This window comes from Halomonas ventosae, assembly GCF_004361885.1.
Taxonomy (GTDB): Bacteria; Pseudomonadota; Gammaproteobacteria; order Pseudomonadales; family Halomonadaceae; genus Halomonas; species Halomonas ventosae_C.
On record NZ_SNWH01000010.1, the window covers coordinates 23,813 to 39,388 of the forward strand.

A 15,576-nucleotide genomic window follows, 5' to 3' on the forward strand; every position below is an offset into this window, starting at 1 on the left:
GCCGGCCGTCTATGGAATAGCCGGGCTTCAGGGATGGCGGACGATCCAGCGGCGCGGGTCGATGGGGTCGCCGCCGCGACGTACCTCGAAGTAGAGCCCCGGCCGCGGTTGCCCGCCGCTGTCGCCCACCGCGCCCAGGGTATCACCCCGCGAGACGGCGGCGCCGACAGGCGCGGTGAAATGCTGCAGATGGGCATACAGGGTCATGACCCGGTCGCCGTGGTCGACGATCAGCAGGTTGCCAAAGCCGCGCATCCAGTCGGCGAACACCACCCGACCGGCATGCACGGCCCGCACGGGTGTGCCTGCGGCGGCCTGGATCAGCAGGCCGTTGCGATGCACCCCCGCATCTTCATGGAAGGCGGAGACGATGCTCCCCTGCACCGGCCAGGGCAGTTCGCCGCGGGTCTGCTCGATAGCGGTGGAGGGCGGCGGTCGCTCGAGGCGCGCCAGCCGCTCCTGTATCTCGCGCAGGGTGCGCTCGGCATGGGCACGGTCCTGGGCGAGTGTGGCCAGGCGGGCCTGTTCGCTGGCGAAACGCTCATCGAGCCTCGCCAGCAGGGCGGCACGCTGTGACATCTGCTCGGCCAGTCTAGCGCTGCGTTCGGCAAGCTCCTCGGCCACGGCCTCGAGGCGTTCGTTGCGCGCCGCCAGCGCCCGGTGATTTTCCATCAGTTTGGCATCGAGCCTCGCCAGCGCATCGAGGCGCTTATTGCGCGCGCGGGCCAGGCGATTGAGGTAGGTCTGCAGGCGGTCGAGCCGCGCCGGATCATCCTGGTTGAGCAGCAGCTTGAGCTGGGGAGTGCGACCGAGCCGGTAGAGGGCATCGAGCTGCGCCGAGAGGGCCGCTACCTGCTCGGCGCGCTCGGCGGCCAGCTGCTCGAGACGTGTCTCGAGGGTGGCGATCTGGTCGCCGAGGGCGCGCCGTTCGGCCTGCAGGGCATCCAGGCGACGGTGGGTCTCGGCCAGTGCCGTCTCCACCTCGCGCAGGGCCTCACTGGCCTCGTCCCGGGCCTCCCGGGTAGTGGAGAGCTGCGCCGACGCTTCTCGCAGCGCCTCGCCGAGGGCATCGAGGCGCGCCTGCGCCTCGCGCTCGGAGGGCTGGGCGGCAAGCGGCGATGCCAGGCCCAACAGCAGGGCTAGCCCCGCCACCCAGGCGCCGAATGTCGCACCGCCTCTCGCCATGCCCTGGCCTCCCCGAGCGGCTCAGTCACGCTCGATCAGCACGCGCCCGGTCATCTCCGCGGGGATCGGCTGGTCCATCATCGTCAGCAGGGTCGGGGCGATGTCGCACAGGCTGCCGTCGTCCAGCAGTCGCGCCGGGCGCTCGCCGACGTAGATCAGCGGCACCTCGAAAGTGGTGTGGGCAGTCTGGGGGGCTCCAGTCTCGGGATGGACCATCTGCTCGGCGTTGCCATGGTCGGCGGTGACCAGGCAGGCCCCGCCGACACGCTGGATCGCCTCCACCACTCGGCCGACGCAGGCATCCACCGTCTCGATGGCCTTGACCGCCGCCGCGAAGTCGCCGCTGTGGCCCACCATGTCGCCGTTGGCGTAGTTGCACACGATCAGGTCGAATCTGCCGCTGTCGATCGCCTCCACCAGGCGGTCGGTGACCTCCGCGGCGCTCATCTCGGGCTTCTCGTCGTAGGTCTTGACCTCCTGGGGGGAGGGCACCAGCACCCGGGTCTCGCCTTGGTACTCCGCCTCGCGGCCGCCGGAGAAGAAGAAGGTGACGTGGGCATACTTCTCGGTCTCGGCGATGCGCAGCTGGGTGAGGCCGCGCTTCTCCATCACCTCGCCCAGGGTGTTGACGAGTTCCGTCGGTGGGAAGGCCGCCGGGGCCGGGATGTCGGCGGCATACTGGGTCAGCGTCACCAGGCCGTCGGCGGCGAGCCTGGGCCGCACGCGGCGCGCGAAGCCACTGAAGTCCTCATCGACGAGGGCGCGGGTCAGCTCCCGGGCGCGGTCGGCACGGAAGTTCATGAAGATGGCGGCATCACCGTCGACCAGGGCCGCCGGCGAGTCGCTTGGGCGAATGCTGGTGGCGGTGACGAACTCGTCGGTCTCGCCGCGCTCGTAGGCTTGGCGAAGACCTTCCTCGGCGCTGTTCGCCACGAATTCGCCCTCGCCCTCGGTGAGCAGGCGGTAGGCCTTCTCAACGCGCTCCCAGCGGTTGTCGCGGTCCATGGCGAAGTAGCGACCGATGATCGAGGCCACGCAGCCGTTGTCAGGACCGACCAGCTCGGCGAGACGCGCGTTAGCACGCGCAAGCGAGGCCATGGCGCTCTTGGGCGGCGTGTCGCGACCGTCGAGGAAGGCGTGGATGTAGATCCGCTGTGCCCCCCGGCGTGCGGCCATTTCGGCCATCGCCAGAAAATGCGCCTCGTGGCTATGCACGCCGCCCGGCGAGAGCAGGCCCAGCAGATGCACCGCCTTGCCGGCGGCCACGGCGGCATCGATCGGCGCGGTGAGGGCCTCGATGGCGTCCAGCTCGCCATCCTCGATAGCCTTGGTGATGCGCGTGAAGTCCTGGTAGACGATGCGCCCGGCGCCCAGGTTCATGTGGCCGACCTCGGAATTGCCCATCTGGCCCTCCGGCAGCCCCACGTGGCGGCCGTCGGTATGGATCAAGGTGTGTGGCTGCTGCTGCCACAGGCGATCCATCACCGGGGTGCGGGCGGCGAGCACGGCGTTATCCCGAGCATCCTCGTTGTAGCCATAGCCGTCGAGGATGATCAGCGCCACCGGACGCGGGGTGGGGGTGCGGGGTTCGGTCATGGGGAGGGCCTCTTTGTCCTTAGTCAGCCCCGGCAGGCGCGCGGGCGCTCACCGGGGTCGCGACTTGCATCTGCTTGCGGCATCATATCGCAGGGCAGCGCCGGACGTCATTGGAGCGGCCACCGGCCTGAGCGCTATAGGACGTTACGCTCGAGGCTGTCCCCGGCGCCTCACGTTTCAGGTAACCGCGATTGCCCTGCCCGCAGGCCACAGTCCTGGCGTGGCTTCATGTATACTGGGCGGCGCCGCGACTGGCCGGCCCCTTCACCGTGCATCCGAGACAAGAGTTAGCCTAACCCATGATCGATCAGCTGTTCGAATTCGTGCAGAATCACCCACTATTGTTGGGGGCCTTCCTGCTGGTATTGGCCGCCTGGGTTGCCTACGAGATCCGCAGCAGCGGCAGCTCAGGCGTGAGCTCCAGCGAGGCGACCCAGCTGATCAATCGCGAGGACGCCGTGGTGGTGGATTTGCGCGAGGCCGGCGAGTACAAGTCCGGTCATATCGCCGGGGCTCGCAACATTCCCCAGAGCAAGCTCGACGAGCGCATGCGCGAGCTCGACAAGGTCAAGGGCAAGCCGATCATCGTGGCCTGCAAGCATGGTCAGAGTGCCGGTGTCGCCCAGGCCAAGCTGGCCAAGGCAGGCTTCGAGCGAGTGTTCAAGCTCAAGGGCGGCATGACCCAGTGGCAGGCCGATGGCCTGCCGGTCGTCAAGAAGTAAATTTAGTTCATCGAATCAAAGGACCTTTCCTATGGCGGAAGACAACAACCAGAACGCCGGCGCCAACGGTCAAGCGGCCGGCCAGCAGGACAAGCCCCAGCTGCAGTTCGCCCTGCAGCGTATCTACGTCAAGGACATCTCCTTCGAGGCGCCCAATTCACCGACGGTCTTCCAGCAGCCGTTCAAGCCCAAGGTCGGCCTGGACTTGAACACCACCAGCCATCAGGTCGGGGAGGGGCTCTACGAGGTGGTCGTCAAGGTCACCGCCCAGGTCACCCACAGCGAGGAGGGCACCACCTCCTTCCTGGCCGAGGTCGAACAGGCCGGCCTGTTCCGCATCAGCGGCATCGAGGGCCAGCAACTCGACCACACCCTGGGGGCCTTCTGCCCCAACATGCTTTTTCCCTATGCCCGCGAGTGCATCGACAACCTGGTCAACCGGGGTGGCTTCCCGCCGCTGATGCTGGCGCCGGTCAATTTCGAGGCGATCTACGCTCAGAAGAAGAAGCGCGAGGCCGAACAGGCCCAGCAGTCGGGCGAGCAGGCGACCCAGTAAGGGTGAGTAGCCCATGCCAGTGACGGTTCTGCCATGAAGGCTCCGCGCATCCATGTCGCCGCCGACTATGCCGTCGGCGACGATGTCGTTCTGTCTGAGGGGCCGGCCCACCATGTGGCCCGGGTACTGCGCCTGGCCGAGGGCGCGTCGCTGGAGCTTTTCGACGGCGTCGGTCGGGAGGCGCGGGCGGTGATCACCGAGGCTTCCCGCAAGCGGGTGGTGGTGTGTATCGAGGCCGTGGCTGCCGGCTCTGGCGAGTCGCCGCTCGCGGTGCATCTGGGGCAGGCGATTTCCAAGGGTGAGCGCATGGACTACGCCATCCAGAAAGCGGTCGAACTCGGTGTGGCAGCGATCACCCCGCTCTACACCGAGCGTGGCGACGTGCGCCTCAAGGGCGAACGCGCGGCCAGAAAGCTCGCTCACTGGCAAGCCGTGGTGGTCAGCGCCTGTGAGCAGTGCGGCCGCGCCACCCTGCCGCCCGTTTACCCCCCTGTCGGTCTGGCTGACTGGCTGACGGACCGCGACGAGGCGCTACGCCTGGTGCTGCATCCCGGCGCGGCCGGGGCCCTGGAGCCGCGGGAGGCGCCGGCCTCGGTCGCCCTGCTGATCGGCCCCGAAGGGGGCCTCGCCGAGGCCGAGGTCGAGGCGGCCCGGGGCGTCGGCTTCACGCCTCTTGCCCTCGGGCCGCGCGTGCTGCGCACTGAGACTGCGCCGGTGGTGGCGCTGTCGCTGTTGCAATTCCGCTTCGGAGATCTGTGAGCGCTGACTCACCCTGACGCCTTGCGCCTCTCCTCTCGCTGGAGGTTCTCATGCCCGATTCCCGTGACCGTCGCCCACCGCCGTCCCCCGCGTCTCGCTCCGCCGGCAAGCGCCACTATCGCGCCCCCAGGGCGGCAGTCGGCGACGTGGCCTACCTCGAGGTGGTGACCGTCAATGACACCGGCGCCTTCCTCGACTGGGGCCACCCTCGCGACCTGCTGCTGCCCTACGGCGAGCAGCGTTTCCGCCCCAGCGTGGGCAAGCGGGTGCTGGTGATCATCTACGAGGACCAGCAGGGCCGGCCGGTCGCCTCCCAGAAGCTCGAGCGCTTCATCGCCGACGAGGCCTCGGGCCTGCAAGCAGGCGAGGCGGTGTCGCTGGTGATCGCCGAGACGACCGACCTGGGGGTCAAGGCGGTGGTGAATCACCGCTTCTGGGGCTTGCTCTACCGCGACGACGCCAACCGCCCGCTGCGCCGCGGCCAGCGCCTCACCGGCTACGTGAAGCGCCTGCGTGATGATGGCCGACTGGATCTTTCGCTGCTGCCTCCGGGAGAAGCGCGGCTCGATGTGGTGGGCGAGCGGGTGCTCAAGGCGCTGCGCGAGAGCGGCGGCTACCTGCCGCTGGGCGACAAGAGCGAGGCGGCGGAGATCAAGGCGCGACTCGGGGTGAGCAAGAACGCCTTCAAGCAGGCCATCGGGCGACTCTACAAGCACCAGCGCATCCTCCTGGAGCCGGGCGGCATCCGGCTTGCGCCGGCGAGTGGAGAGGCATCGGCCGAGCGCTGAGCGCCCTTGGTGTTGCCCGGGGCCTGCGGCATACTGACCGCACTCACTCCCCCGACCGGAAACCCGACGCCATGAGCGAACGCGCACTGAAGATCGGCGTGGTGATGGACCCCATCGCCGACCTTACCTACAAGAAGGACACCAGCCTGGCCATGCTGTGGGCCGCCAGAGACCGCGGCGCCTCGCTGCACTACCTGGAGCAGGAGGACCTCTTCCTGCGCGAGGGACGCGCCTTCGGCAATATGCGCCCACTCGAGGTGCATCGCGACCCCGGCCACTGGTTCGATCTGGGTGAGCCCGAGGTGGCGCCCCTGGCCGAGCTCGACGTGATCTTGATGCGCAAGGATCCGCCGGTCGATGGCTACTTCCTCAATGCCGTCTACCTGCTGGGCTTTGCCGAACGCGAGGGCGTGCTGGTGGTCAACCCCACCCAGGCACTGCTGGAGTGCAACGAGAAACTCTTTGCCCAGCAGTTTCCGCAGTGCTGCACGCCGACCCTGGTCTCCTGCAACGATGCCGTGTTGCGTGCCTTCCATGCCGAGCATGGTGAGGTGATCTTCAAGCCGCTCGATGGCATGGGCGGCAGCGGGATCTTTCACGTGCGCCCCGAAGGCCGCAACCTAGGTGCCATCATCGAGACGCTTAGCGAGCGCGGCCGGCGCCAGATCATGGCCCAGCGCTATATCCCCGAGATCAGCGAGGGCGATACCCGCATCCTGCTGGTGGACGGCGAGCCGATTCCCTTCGGCTTGGCCCGGGTGCCCATGGCCGGCGAGACTCGCGGCAACCTGGCCGCCGGGGGTACCGGGGTTAGTCGCGAACTCACCGCTCGCGACCACTGGCTGATCGAGCAGGTCCAGCCGACGATCCGCGAGAAGGGGCTGATGTTCGTCGGCCTCGACGTGATCGGCGACTACATCACCGAGATCAACGTCACGAGCCCCACTTGCGTGCGCGAGATCGACAACCAGCGCGGCACCGATATCGCCGGTGAGCTGATGGACGCCATCCAGCGGCGTCTCGACGAACGGCGCTGAGGCGGGAGGCCTTGAGCCCATGACGCGCGGCCCGATCAGCGACCCCATCCAGTATGCCCCGGTCACCCGAGCGTATCGGCACTGGCTGGCCTGGTCGCTAGCGCTGCTGCTGCATCTGGGAGTCATCGGGGTGGTGGTGGCCAGCCACCAGTTCGCACCGGCGCCCGTCGAGCGCACCAGCATCGACGTGGTGCTGGTTAGCAGACCATCAGCGCAGGCCGTGCAGGCCAAGGCCATCGCCGAGGTAGCCCAGCGCGCCATCGGCACGCCCCAGGAGCAGGCCCCGGCAGAGGCCCGAGCCGCGCCCATGGACGAGTTGCCGCCGGAGCGCCAGGCAGCCGAGCCCGACCAACCCAACGAAGCCCCGGCGGCGACCCCCGAGCCCCCGGCGGCCGAGGTCCGCCGCCAGACCGAGGTGACCCCCGAGCCGCGCGACAGTGCCCCCCAGTCGGTCGAGACGCCCACCGCCGCGGCTCTTTCCGCCTCGGGGCGCGAGCTGCTCGCCCAGGCCACCTCCAGCATTCGCGAGCGGGGGTTCTCCCCGGCGTTCGCCGGCAAGCAGCCGGGGGAGGACCGCCAGGCCGCTCAGCAGGCCGCCGAGGCACGCTACATCGACGACTGGACCCGCCGAGTTGAGGATTATGGCAATCGGATGCACCCGGCGCCGCGTGACCTCGAAGGTCAGCTGCGCATCCGGGTGGTGATCGGTCGCGACGGTCAGGTTCGCCAGGCAGAGGTGGTACAATCCTCGGGACATGCCGAACTCGACCAGGCGGCCCTGGATACCGTGCATGGTGCCGCGCCCTATCGCCCCTTCGACCGGGGCATGGGCAATCTGGATAGCCTGTCCATCACCCGGGTCTGGCGGTTCGGCCAAGGCAATCATTACGGCGTGCAATAGGTTCGCCGGGGAGTCTCATGCAATCCGTGCAACACTTCGGCTTGAAAAACCACTTCCTGCTGGCGATGCCGCACCTGGAAGACCCCAATTTCGCCGGCAGCCTCAGCTACCTCTGCGACCATGACGAGAAGGGCACTATGGGCGTGATCGTCAACCGCCCCCTGGAGCTGACCCTGAACGCCCTCTTCGAGCAGCTCGAACTCGACGCCGACGAGAGCCCCCATCGCCACGCACCGGTCTATTATGGCGGCCCGACCCACAAGGATCGTGGCTTCATCCTGCATCGCGGGGCCAGCGATGCCTGGGATTCCAGCATCCAGGTCGCTGATGACATCGCCCTGACCACCTCGATGGACATCCTCCAGGCGCTGGCGAACGGCAAGGGGCCCGAGCAGTTCCTGGTCTGCCTGGGCTGTGCCGGCTGGGAGTCGGGTCAGCTCGAGGCCGAGCTCAAGGAGAACGCCTGGCTCACGGTAGAGGGGCGCGCCGACATCCTCTTCACGGTGCCACCCGAGCAGCGCCTGGGCGCCGCCGCGGGCATCCTGGGCGTCGACCTGAACCTGATGACCCGCGAGGCGGGCCACTCCTGATGAGGGGGCTGCAGGCGATCACGGAGCTGGCGTGATGGTCGATGCCGGCTCACGACTGATCCTGGCCTTCGACTTCGGCACCCGGCGCATCGGTGTGGCGGTGGGCAACGAGCTGCTCGCCAGCGCCCGGGAGCTGGCGCCCTTGCCGGCCCGCGACGGCATCCCCGATTGGGCGCAGGTAGCGCGGCGGGTGGACGAATGGCGCCCGGACCTGTTCGTGGTGGGGCTGCCGCTCAACATGGACGGCAGCGAGTCGGTCATGAGCACTCGAGCGCGCAAGTTCGGTAAGCGCCTCTACGGCCGCTACGGTATCCCCTGCGAGATGGTCGACGAGCGCGGCTCCACTCGCGAGGCCAAGTCGATCGCCCGGGAGGCTGGGCACCGCGGCAACTACCGCGACCAGGGCGTGGACGGCATCGCCGCGGTGCTGATTCTGGAGGGCTGGTTCGCGCGGGGCGAGGGCCTGCCGTCGCGCTGAGCAGAAGGCAGATGAACTCTCGATAAAGAACGCCAGGTCGATGAAGAACGCCAGGATCCGCCGGGCAGCGGAAGCGTTTCTCTTATCGTTTTTGTCGTTTCCCTCCAGCAGCGGCGATCGGCCGCGACCTGCATTGCGCTCAGAAGCTGGCGTCGTCAACGCCCAGGCGGTCGGGAACGAACCAGGGCACGTCGCGCAGGTCCTGGTCGATGCGTTCCTCGACCCCCAGCAGGGTGGCGAAGATCGCCATGCGCACCGGGATGCCGTTGTCGGTCTGGCGGAAGATCGCCAGTCGCGGGTCACCGTTGAGGTCGATGTCGAGGTCGTTGGCCGCGGGGCGGCTATCGCGGGGCAGTGGGTGCATGACGAGGGTGGCAGGGCCACAGCGGCTGTCCAGGAAGGCACGATCCACGGTGAAGTCCCGGGAGAGGTTGAAGCCCTCGCTCATCTCGGCGGTGAAGCGTTCCTTCTGGATACGGGTGGTGTAGACCACGTCGACGTCGGAGAAGTCGCCGGCCAGGCTCTCGCGGACCGCCACGTCGAGTCCCTGGCGGCTGACTCGCTCGATCAGCTGGTTCGGCATCTCGAGGCCGGGCGGCGCCACCAGGGTGATGCGCATCGGCGCATAGCGCGACAGCAGCTTGATCAGGGAGTGCACGGTACGGCCATATTTCAGATCGCCTGTCATCAGCACGTGGGCGTCCCTGAGCGTCTTGCCTTGTAGCGCGAACTCCTTGTCGATGGTGTAGAAGTCCAGCAGCGCCTGGCTGGGGTGTTCGCCGGGGCCGTCACCGGCGTTGATCACCGGCACATTCGTCGCGGCGGCGAACTCCGCCACCGAGCCCTGGTCGGGGTGGCGCATGACGATGGCATCGCAGTAGCCGCTCATCACCCGGCTTGTGTCGTAGAGCGACTCGCCCTTGGCCATGGAGGAGAAGGTGAAGCCGGTGGTGTCGCAGACGCTGCCGCCGAGCCGCGAGAAGGCGGCATGGAAGCTGACTCGGGTGCGGGTGCTGGCCTCGAAGAAGAGGTTGCCGAGCACCGCGCCCTCCAGCACCCGGGTGATTTTGCGGCGGCTTGCGATGGGTTCCATGCGTGCGGCAACGCGCACCAGGTGATCGATGTCGTCGCGGGACAGGGAGTCGATGGAGAGCAGGTGGGAACTCATCACAGGCCTCGGCGGGTGGCTGGGGAACGGGCGCTAGTGTAACCCTCCCGAGGAGGGCCTTCACGGCACAATCCCCGCAATGGCCAGCTTCCGGCCATGGCCCGGGCGATGGTTTAGGTGGGGCCGGGAGACGTGACGGTCAGCGCGCCGGCACCTTGCCGCCCAGCCGCGCGGTGATCTCGGCGGCGGTATCGCGCACCAGCGCGCCCAGTTCGGTCAGTCGCGCCTCGGGGATGCGCGCCTTGGGGCCGGAGACCGAGATGGCGGCCAGCGGGGTGCCATGCTCGTCGTGGATGCAGGCGGCCACACAGTGCAGGCCGATGGCGTGCTCCTCCCGGTCACAGGCGAAGCCCTGCCAGCGGATCTCGGCCAGCCCCTCGCGCAGTAAGGCAGGAGTATGCAGGGTATTCTCGGTGACGCGTGCCAGGCCTCGTTCGTCAAGGATGCGCTGGAGCTCATCTTCCGGCAGCCAGGCCATCAGCGCCTTGCCGACGCCCGAGGCGTGCAGCGGCGCCCGGGAGCCGAGCCGGGTGATCATGCGCATCATCTGCGGCGACTCGCTCTGGGCCAGGAACACCGCCGTGCCATCGTCGCGCACGCCAAGGTTGGCCGTTTCGCCGGTCTGGGCGGTGAGGTGACGCAGGAAAGGTCGGCTGGTGGCGACGAAGTCGCGAGCCTCGAGGAAGCTGTTGCCGATACGGAAGGTCTTGACGTCGATCTTCCATACGCCTAGCTCGGTGTCCTGGGTGACGAATCCCTGGCTTTGCAGGGCCTGCAGCAGCCGGTGGGTGGTGGAGGGGGCAAGCTCCGCCTGCTCGGCCACCTCGGAAAGGCTCAGGCCGCCGGGATTGGCCGCCAGGCGTTCGAGCAAATTGAGCCCGCGAACCAGCGACTGACTGTGACCGCTGGTACCCTTGCCCGACCCGGCGGGCCGCCCCGCTGTCCTGCGCTTGCCTTCGCTCACCCGGATGATCCTCCTGCCACGGTCTCTGGAGGCCCCAGGATAGCGTGTCGGTCGGGCAGTGTCGCGGTTTCGGAAATGGCTTCCATCTAACTCGCTAGTGCCCCGGGATCGGCCGGCTAGCCGCCCTGACCCCAGCAGGCAATGCGCGACCCCGACATCTCCGGCACCAATGACACGACGGCGATGGCCGACGGCGCAGTGGCTCAGTCAGCGTAGTTGCTCTCCGAGTAGAGCACGCGCACGCGCAGGGTGTGCTTCACCTGGCGAAGGGCTTCTAAGGCCCGTGAGCTGTAGGCCTTGTCCACGTCGATGACCACGTAGCCGATACGCTCGTTGGTCTGCAGATACTGACCGAGGATGTTGATGTCGTTCTCGGTGAGCACGCGGTTGATCTCGGAGAGGACGCCGGGCACGTTCTTGTGGATATGCAGCAGGCGATGCTTGTCCGGGTGGGCCGGCAGCGCCACCTCGGGGAAGTTGACCGAGCTGACGGTGGTGCCGTTGTCGGAGTAGGTGATGAGTTTCTCGGAGACCTCAATGCCAATATTCTGCTGGGCCTCAAGGGTGGAACCCCCGATGTGCGGGGTGAGGATGACGTTGGTCAGGCCGCGCAGCGGACTCTCGAATACCTCATCATTGCTCTTGGGCTCCACCGGGAAGACATCGATGGCGGCGCCGTTGAGGCGACCAGCCTCGAGTGCCTCAGCCAGGGCGTCGATCACCACCACACTGCCGCGGGAGGCGTTGATCAGGATACTGCCCGGCTTCATCAGGGCGATCTCGGCCTCGCCGATCATCCAGCGGGTGGAGGGCAGGTCCGGCACGTGCAGGCTGACGACGTCGGCGCGGGCCAGCAACTCCTCGAGGCTGGCCACCTGGCGAGCATTGCCCATCGCCAGCTTGGTCACCACATCGTAGTAGATGACATCGAAGCCCAGCGACTCGGCGAGCACCGAGAGCTGGGAACCGATGCTGCCGTAGCCGATGATGCCCAGCGTCTTGCCGCGCGCCTCATGGGCATTCTTCGCCGACTTCAGCCAGCCTCCCTGGTGGGCACGGGCGCTCTTCTCGGGGATGCCGCGCAGCAGCATGATCGCCTCGGCCAACACCAGCTCGGCCACCGAGCGAGTATTGGAGAAGGGCGCGTTGAAGACCGGGATACCGCGCACCAGGGCAGCATCGAGATCCACCTGGTTGGTGCCGATACAGAAGCAGCCCACGGCCACCAGTTTCTTGGCCGCGTCGAAGACCCGCTCGTCGAGCCGGGTGCGTGAGCGGATGCCGATGAAGTGGACGTCGCGGATCTTCTCGATCAGTGTCGCCTCGTCGAGCGAGGTCGGCAGGTGCTCGATGTTGGTGTAACCGGCATTGAGCAGGTTGTCCACCGCACTCTGGTGAATGCCCTCGAGCAGCAGGATCTTGATCTTGCTCTTGTCCAGGGACGTTTTGGCCATGGTCGATTCAACCCCTTGGTCGGCGCGTGCCGCATGCATGTGTCGGTGAGGATGCTCAAGAGCCTGGAGCCCGCCGGTGACGCTTCGCCCGGGGCAAGGACAGGCTCGAAACAGGGCGCATAGCGTACCACAGCCGCTATGAGCGAGGATGAAAATGCCCTGCGACATGATCCAATAGCCATCATCTTGAACGGGGCGGCATGGGGCAGACGCCCCCCCGGGGCGAGCGTGTATACTGTTTGCCCATGAACCAGCCACCAGCGAGAGAGGCGATGGCGGAATACGATAGCCCAGACAGTGACGATCTGCCGGCACCGACCGACTTCGCCGCCACCGTCGAGCGGCTCGAGCAGCTCGTCGAGCGACTTGAGTCCGGCGAGCTGTCGCTGGAAGGGTCGCTGGCCGCCTTCGAACAGGGGGTTCGTCTGACCCGCGATGCCCAGCGCCGGCTCGACGAGGCACAGCTCCGGGTGCGCACCCTGACCGAGGGCGAGGCCGGTGGTATCGATCTGCAACCCTTCACTGCAACACCCGCAGAGGATGATGGTGAGCGCTGATGCCCTGGCCGAGCGGCTGGCGGCGGATCGCGCCCGGGTCGATGCTCGCCTCGAAGCACTCTTCGCCGTGCGCCAGGCCCCTGCGGCGCGCCTCGAGGCGGCCATGCGCCATGCCCTGCTGGTGGGCGGCAAGCGGCTGCGGCCGGTGCTGGTCTATGCGGCCGGTCGTGCCCTGGGTGCGGCGGACGAGGATCTGGATGCGCCGGCCATGGCGCTGGAGCTGATCCACGCCTACTCGCTGGTTCATGATGACCTGCCGGCGATGGACGACGATGACTTGCGACGCGGCCAGCCCACGCTGCACCGAGCCTATGACGAGGCCACCGCGATTCTCGCCGGTGACGCTCTCCAGGCGCTGGCCTTCGAGGTGCTGGCGCGTGCCGCTCACCCACGGCTGGCGTCTCTGGTCGCCGGCCTGGCCGGGGCGGCCGGGCGCGATGGCATGGTCGCCGGCCAGGCGCTGGACCTCGCCGCCGTTGGCAGTCAGCCAGATGTGGCGGCGCTGGCGGCCATGCATGGCCACAAGACCGGTGCGCTGATCCGTGCCGCGGTGCGCCTTGGCGGACTGATCGCCGTCGACGAGGCCGACCCCCGGCTGGCCGCCCTGGACGCCTACGCCGACGCCATCGGCCTGGCCTTCCAGATCCACGACGATATCCTCGACGTGACCGGTGATACCGCCACCCTGGGCAAGACCTCCGGGGCCGACGCCGACCGGGCCAAGCCCACCTACCCCAGCCTGCTGGGGCTCGAGGGGGCCCGCCGACGGGCCGACGCCCTGGTCGAGACCGCCGTGGCAGCCCTGGCGCCGCTGGGCGAGGCCGCAACGCCGCTGACCCACCTGGCCCACTACATGATCGAGCGTGACCATTGACACGACAAGGCCCTCATGAAGCTGTTCGATGACATTCCCGTCGGGCGTCCGGCCACGCCGCTGCTCGACACCCTGGACACCCCCGCCGCGCTGCGCGCCATGAACGCTGGCCAGCTGTCGCAGGTGGCCGACGAGTTGCGCGCCTACCTGCTCTACAGCGTGGGCGTCTCCGGTGGCCATTTCGGCGCCGGCCTGGGGGTGGTGGAGCTCACCGTGGCCCTGCACCAGGCGTTGGAAACGCCCTTCGATCGGCTGGTCTGGGACGTCGGCCATCAGGCCTATCCCCACAAGATCCTCACCGGGCGTCGCGAGGCGATGACCAGCATCCGCCAGTATGGCGGCCTGGCCGCCTTCCCGCGCCGCAGCGAGTCGGAGTACGACACCTTCGGGGTAGGCCATTCGAGCACCTCGCTGTCGGCGGCCCTGGGCATGGCCCTGGCCGCGCGCACCCGCGGCGAGCAGCGCCGGGTCTGCGCGGTGATCGGCGACGGTGCCCTGACCGCCGGGATGGCCTTCGAGGCGCTGACCCATGCCGGCCATGTGGACGCCAACCTGTTGGTGGTGCTCAACGACAACGAGATGTCGATCTCCGAGAATGTCGGTGGCATGGCCAGCTACCTGGCGCATATCCTTACCAGCAAGCCCTACACCAGCATGCGCGAGGGCGGCAAGCGGGTGCTCTCCCATCTGCCCGGAGCCCTGGAGCTGGCGCGGCGCACAGAAGAACACATGAAGGGCATGATCAGCCCAGCCACGCTGTTCGAGGAGCTGGGCTTCAACTACATCGGGCCCATCGACGGTCATGATCTGCCGCTGCTGGTGCAGACCCTGCGCAACATGCGCGACCTGGAGGGGCCGCAGTTCCTGCATGTGAAGACCTGCAAGGGCAAGGGCTTTTTGCCCGCCGAGGCTGACCCCATCGGTTACCACGCCATCACCAAGCTGGAAAAGAACGAGCTGAAAAAGAACGGCGCCAGCCCGCTGCCGCTCAAGCCGGCTGGGCCGGTCGTCAAGAAAAAGAAGTACTGCAATGTTTTCGGCGACTGGCTGTGTGACATGGCCGCCATCGATGCCCGGCTGATCGGCATCACCCCGGCCATGCGCGAGGGCTCGGACCTGGTGCGTTTTTCCCGGGAGTTCCCGGAGCGCTACTACGACGTGGCTATCGCCGAGCAGCACGCCGTGACCCTGGCTGCCGGCCTGGCCTGTGAGGCCATGAAGCCAGTGGTGGCGATCTATTCCACCTTCCTGCAGCGCGGCTATGACCAGCTGATTCACGACGTGGCAGTGCAGCAGCTCGATGTCACCTTCGCCATTGACCGCGCCGGTCTGGTAGGCGAGGACGGCCCCACCCACCACGGCAGCCTGGATCTCTCCTATCTGCGTTGCGTGCCGGGGCTGGTGGTGCTGGCCCCCGCCGACGAGGCCGAGTGTCGGGCGATGCTCAGCGCCGCCTATCACCACCCTGGCCCCGCGGCGGTGCGCTATCCGCGTGGTACCGGGCCGGGCGTCGCCACGCCCGAGCACCTCGAGCCGCTGCCGATCGGTCGTGCCGAGTGGCGGCGGCGCGGCGGCGAGGCGACGCGGGTGGCCCTGCTGGCCTTTGGCAGCCTCAATGGCCCCACGGCCGAGGTGGCCGAGCGCCTCGATGCCAGTCATCTCAACATGCGCTCGATCAAGCCGCTGGACCGTGACGCCGTGTTGGCCGCGGCCGAGGAGCACGATCTGCTGGTGACCCTGGAGGAGAATGTGGTCGCCGGCGGGGCCGGCAGTGGGGTCAACGAGCTGCTGATGGCCGAGGGGGTGCAGGTGGAGGTGCTCAACCTGGGCCTGCCCGATGCCTTCGTCGAGCACGGCAAGCCTGCCGAACTGCTCGCCGAGTGTGGCCTGGACGCGGATGGCATCGAGGCCTCGATCCGCGCCCGGCTGGCCTGACAAATGACATTA

At 67.8% G+C, this 15,576-nt stretch carries 16 protein-coding genes; 11 read left to right on the top strand and 5 right to left on the bottom strand.

The genetic code is table 11. The features are described from left to right. Window positions 1-27: 27 nt before the first annotated feature. Window positions 28-1,185 carry a murein hydrolase activator EnvC family protein gene (locus tag DFO68_RS09100; protein WP_133483349.1) on the bottom strand — a complete coding sequence of 386 codons (1,158 nt, stop codon included), beginning with the start codon at window positions 1,183-1,185 and terminating at the stop codon, window positions 28-30. Window positions 1,186-1,206: 21 nt separating this feature from the next. Beyond that, window positions 1,207-2,781 carry a 2,3-bisphosphoglycerate-independent phosphoglycerate mutase gene (gene gpmI / locus DFO68_RS09105; RefSeq protein ID WP_133483350.1) on the bottom strand — a complete coding sequence of 525 codons (1,575 nt, stop codon included), beginning with the start codon at window positions 2,779-2,781 and terminating at the stop codon, window positions 1,207-1,209. 299 nt (window positions 2,782-3,080) lie between these two features. Between gpmI and DFO68_RS09110 the strand changes: the two genes are divergently transcribed. The 8 genes from DFO68_RS09110 (at window position 3,081) to ruvX (ending at window position 8,612) form a co-directional block, all read left to right on the top strand. Beyond that, window positions 3,081-3,503: a rhodanese-like domain-containing protein gene (locus DFO68_RS09110; protein WP_133483351.1), complete on the top strand. Its 423-nt coding sequence runs from the start codon at window positions 3,081-3,083 to the stop codon at window positions 3,501-3,503. A gap of 31 nt (window positions 3,504-3,534) precedes the next feature. Beyond that, on the top strand, window positions 3,535-4,059 hold the full coding sequence (gene secB, locus DFO68_RS09115) for a protein-export chaperone SecB (RefSeq protein WP_133483352.1): 525 nt from the start codon (window positions 3,535-3,537) through the stop codon (window positions 4,057-4,059). Window positions 4,060-4,092: 33 nt separating this feature from the next. Next, window positions 4,093-4,818, top strand: coding sequence for a 16S rRNA (uracil(1498)-N(3))-methyltransferase (locus DFO68_RS09120; protein ID WP_133483353.1), 726 nt, complete (start codon window positions 4,093-4,095; stop codon window positions 4,816-4,818). A gap of 50 nt (window positions 4,819-4,868) precedes the next feature. Next, the gene (locus DFO68_RS09125) at window positions 4,869-5,606 is read left to right on the top strand and encodes a CvfB family protein (RefSeq protein WP_133483354.1); all 738 of its coding nucleotides are present in this window, start codon (window positions 4,869-4,871) and stop codon (window positions 5,604-5,606) included. A 71-nt stretch (window positions 5,607-5,677) separates the two neighbouring features. Further along, window positions 5,678-6,643: a glutathione synthase gene (gene gshB, locus DFO68_RS09130; protein ID WP_133483355.1), complete on the top strand. Its 966-nt coding sequence runs from the start codon at window positions 5,678-5,680 to the stop codon at window positions 6,641-6,643. 19 nt (window positions 6,644-6,662) lie between these two features. Then, window positions 6,663-7,544: an energy transducer TonB gene (locus DFO68_RS09135; RefSeq protein WP_133483356.1), complete on the top strand. Its 882-nt coding sequence runs from the start codon at window positions 6,663-6,665 to the stop codon at window positions 7,542-7,544. 17 nt (window positions 7,545-7,561) lie between these two features. Beyond that, window positions 7,562-8,134: a YqgE/AlgH family protein gene (locus DFO68_RS09140; RefSeq protein ID WP_133483357.1), complete on the top strand. Its 573-nt coding sequence runs from the start codon at window positions 7,562-7,564 to the stop codon at window positions 8,132-8,134. 34 nt (window positions 8,135-8,168) lie between these two features. Continuing rightward, window positions 8,169-8,612 carry a Holliday junction resolvase RuvX gene (ruvX, locus tag DFO68_RS09145; protein WP_133483432.1) on the top strand — a complete coding sequence of 148 codons (444 nt, stop codon included), beginning with the start codon at window positions 8,169-8,171 and terminating at the stop codon, window positions 8,610-8,612. 139 nt (window positions 8,613-8,751) lie between these two features. Here the strand turns inward: ruvX and pyrB are convergent, their stop codons facing one another. From pyrB to serA, 3 genes are all read right to left on the bottom strand, one after another. Further along, window positions 8,752-9,780, bottom strand: coding sequence for an aspartate carbamoyltransferase (gene pyrB / locus DFO68_RS09150; protein ID WP_133483358.1), 1,029 nt, complete (start codon window positions 9,778-9,780; stop codon window positions 8,752-8,754). A 139-nt stretch (window positions 9,781-9,919) separates the two neighbouring features. Then, the gene (gene bhcR / locus DFO68_RS09155) at window positions 9,920-10,744 is read right to left on the bottom strand and encodes an HTH-type transcriptional regulator BhcR (protein WP_133483359.1); all 825 of its coding nucleotides are present in this window, start codon (window positions 10,742-10,744) and stop codon (window positions 9,920-9,922) included. A 203-nt stretch (window positions 10,745-10,947) separates the two neighbouring features. Beyond that, a complete protein-coding gene (gene serA / locus DFO68_RS09160; protein ID WP_133483360.1) occupies window positions 10,948-12,198 on the bottom strand; it encodes a phosphoglycerate dehydrogenase in 1,251 nt (416 codons plus the stop codon). A 272-nt stretch (window positions 12,199-12,470) separates the two neighbouring features. On the opposite strand from serA, the gene DFO68_RS09165 reads away from it, so the two are divergent. Genes DFO68_RS09165 through dxs form a run of 3 tightly spaced genes read left to right on the top strand, consistent with a single transcriptional unit; the run spans window position 12,471 to window position 15,564 of the window. Continuing rightward, complete coding sequence (locus DFO68_RS09165) at window positions 12,471-12,755, top strand: exodeoxyribonuclease VII small subunit (RefSeq protein ID WP_133483361.1); 285 nt, start codon at window positions 12,471-12,473, stop codon at window positions 12,753-12,755. Further along, window positions 12,742-13,629 carry a farnesyl diphosphate synthase gene (locus tag DFO68_RS09170; RefSeq protein WP_373190757.1) on the top strand — a complete coding sequence of 296 codons (888 nt, stop codon included), beginning with the start codon at window positions 12,742-12,744 and terminating at the stop codon, window positions 13,627-13,629. Before DFO68_RS09165 ends, DFO68_RS09170 begins: the two co-directional genes overlap by 14 nt. Before the next feature lie 15 nt (window positions 13,630-13,644). Then, complete coding sequence (gene dxs, locus DFO68_RS09175; RefSeq protein ID WP_133483363.1) at window positions 13,645-15,564, top strand: 1-deoxy-D-xylulose-5-phosphate synthase; 1,920 nt, start codon at window positions 13,645-13,647, stop codon at window positions 15,562-15,564. Window positions 15,565-15,576 lie beyond the last annotated feature (12 nt).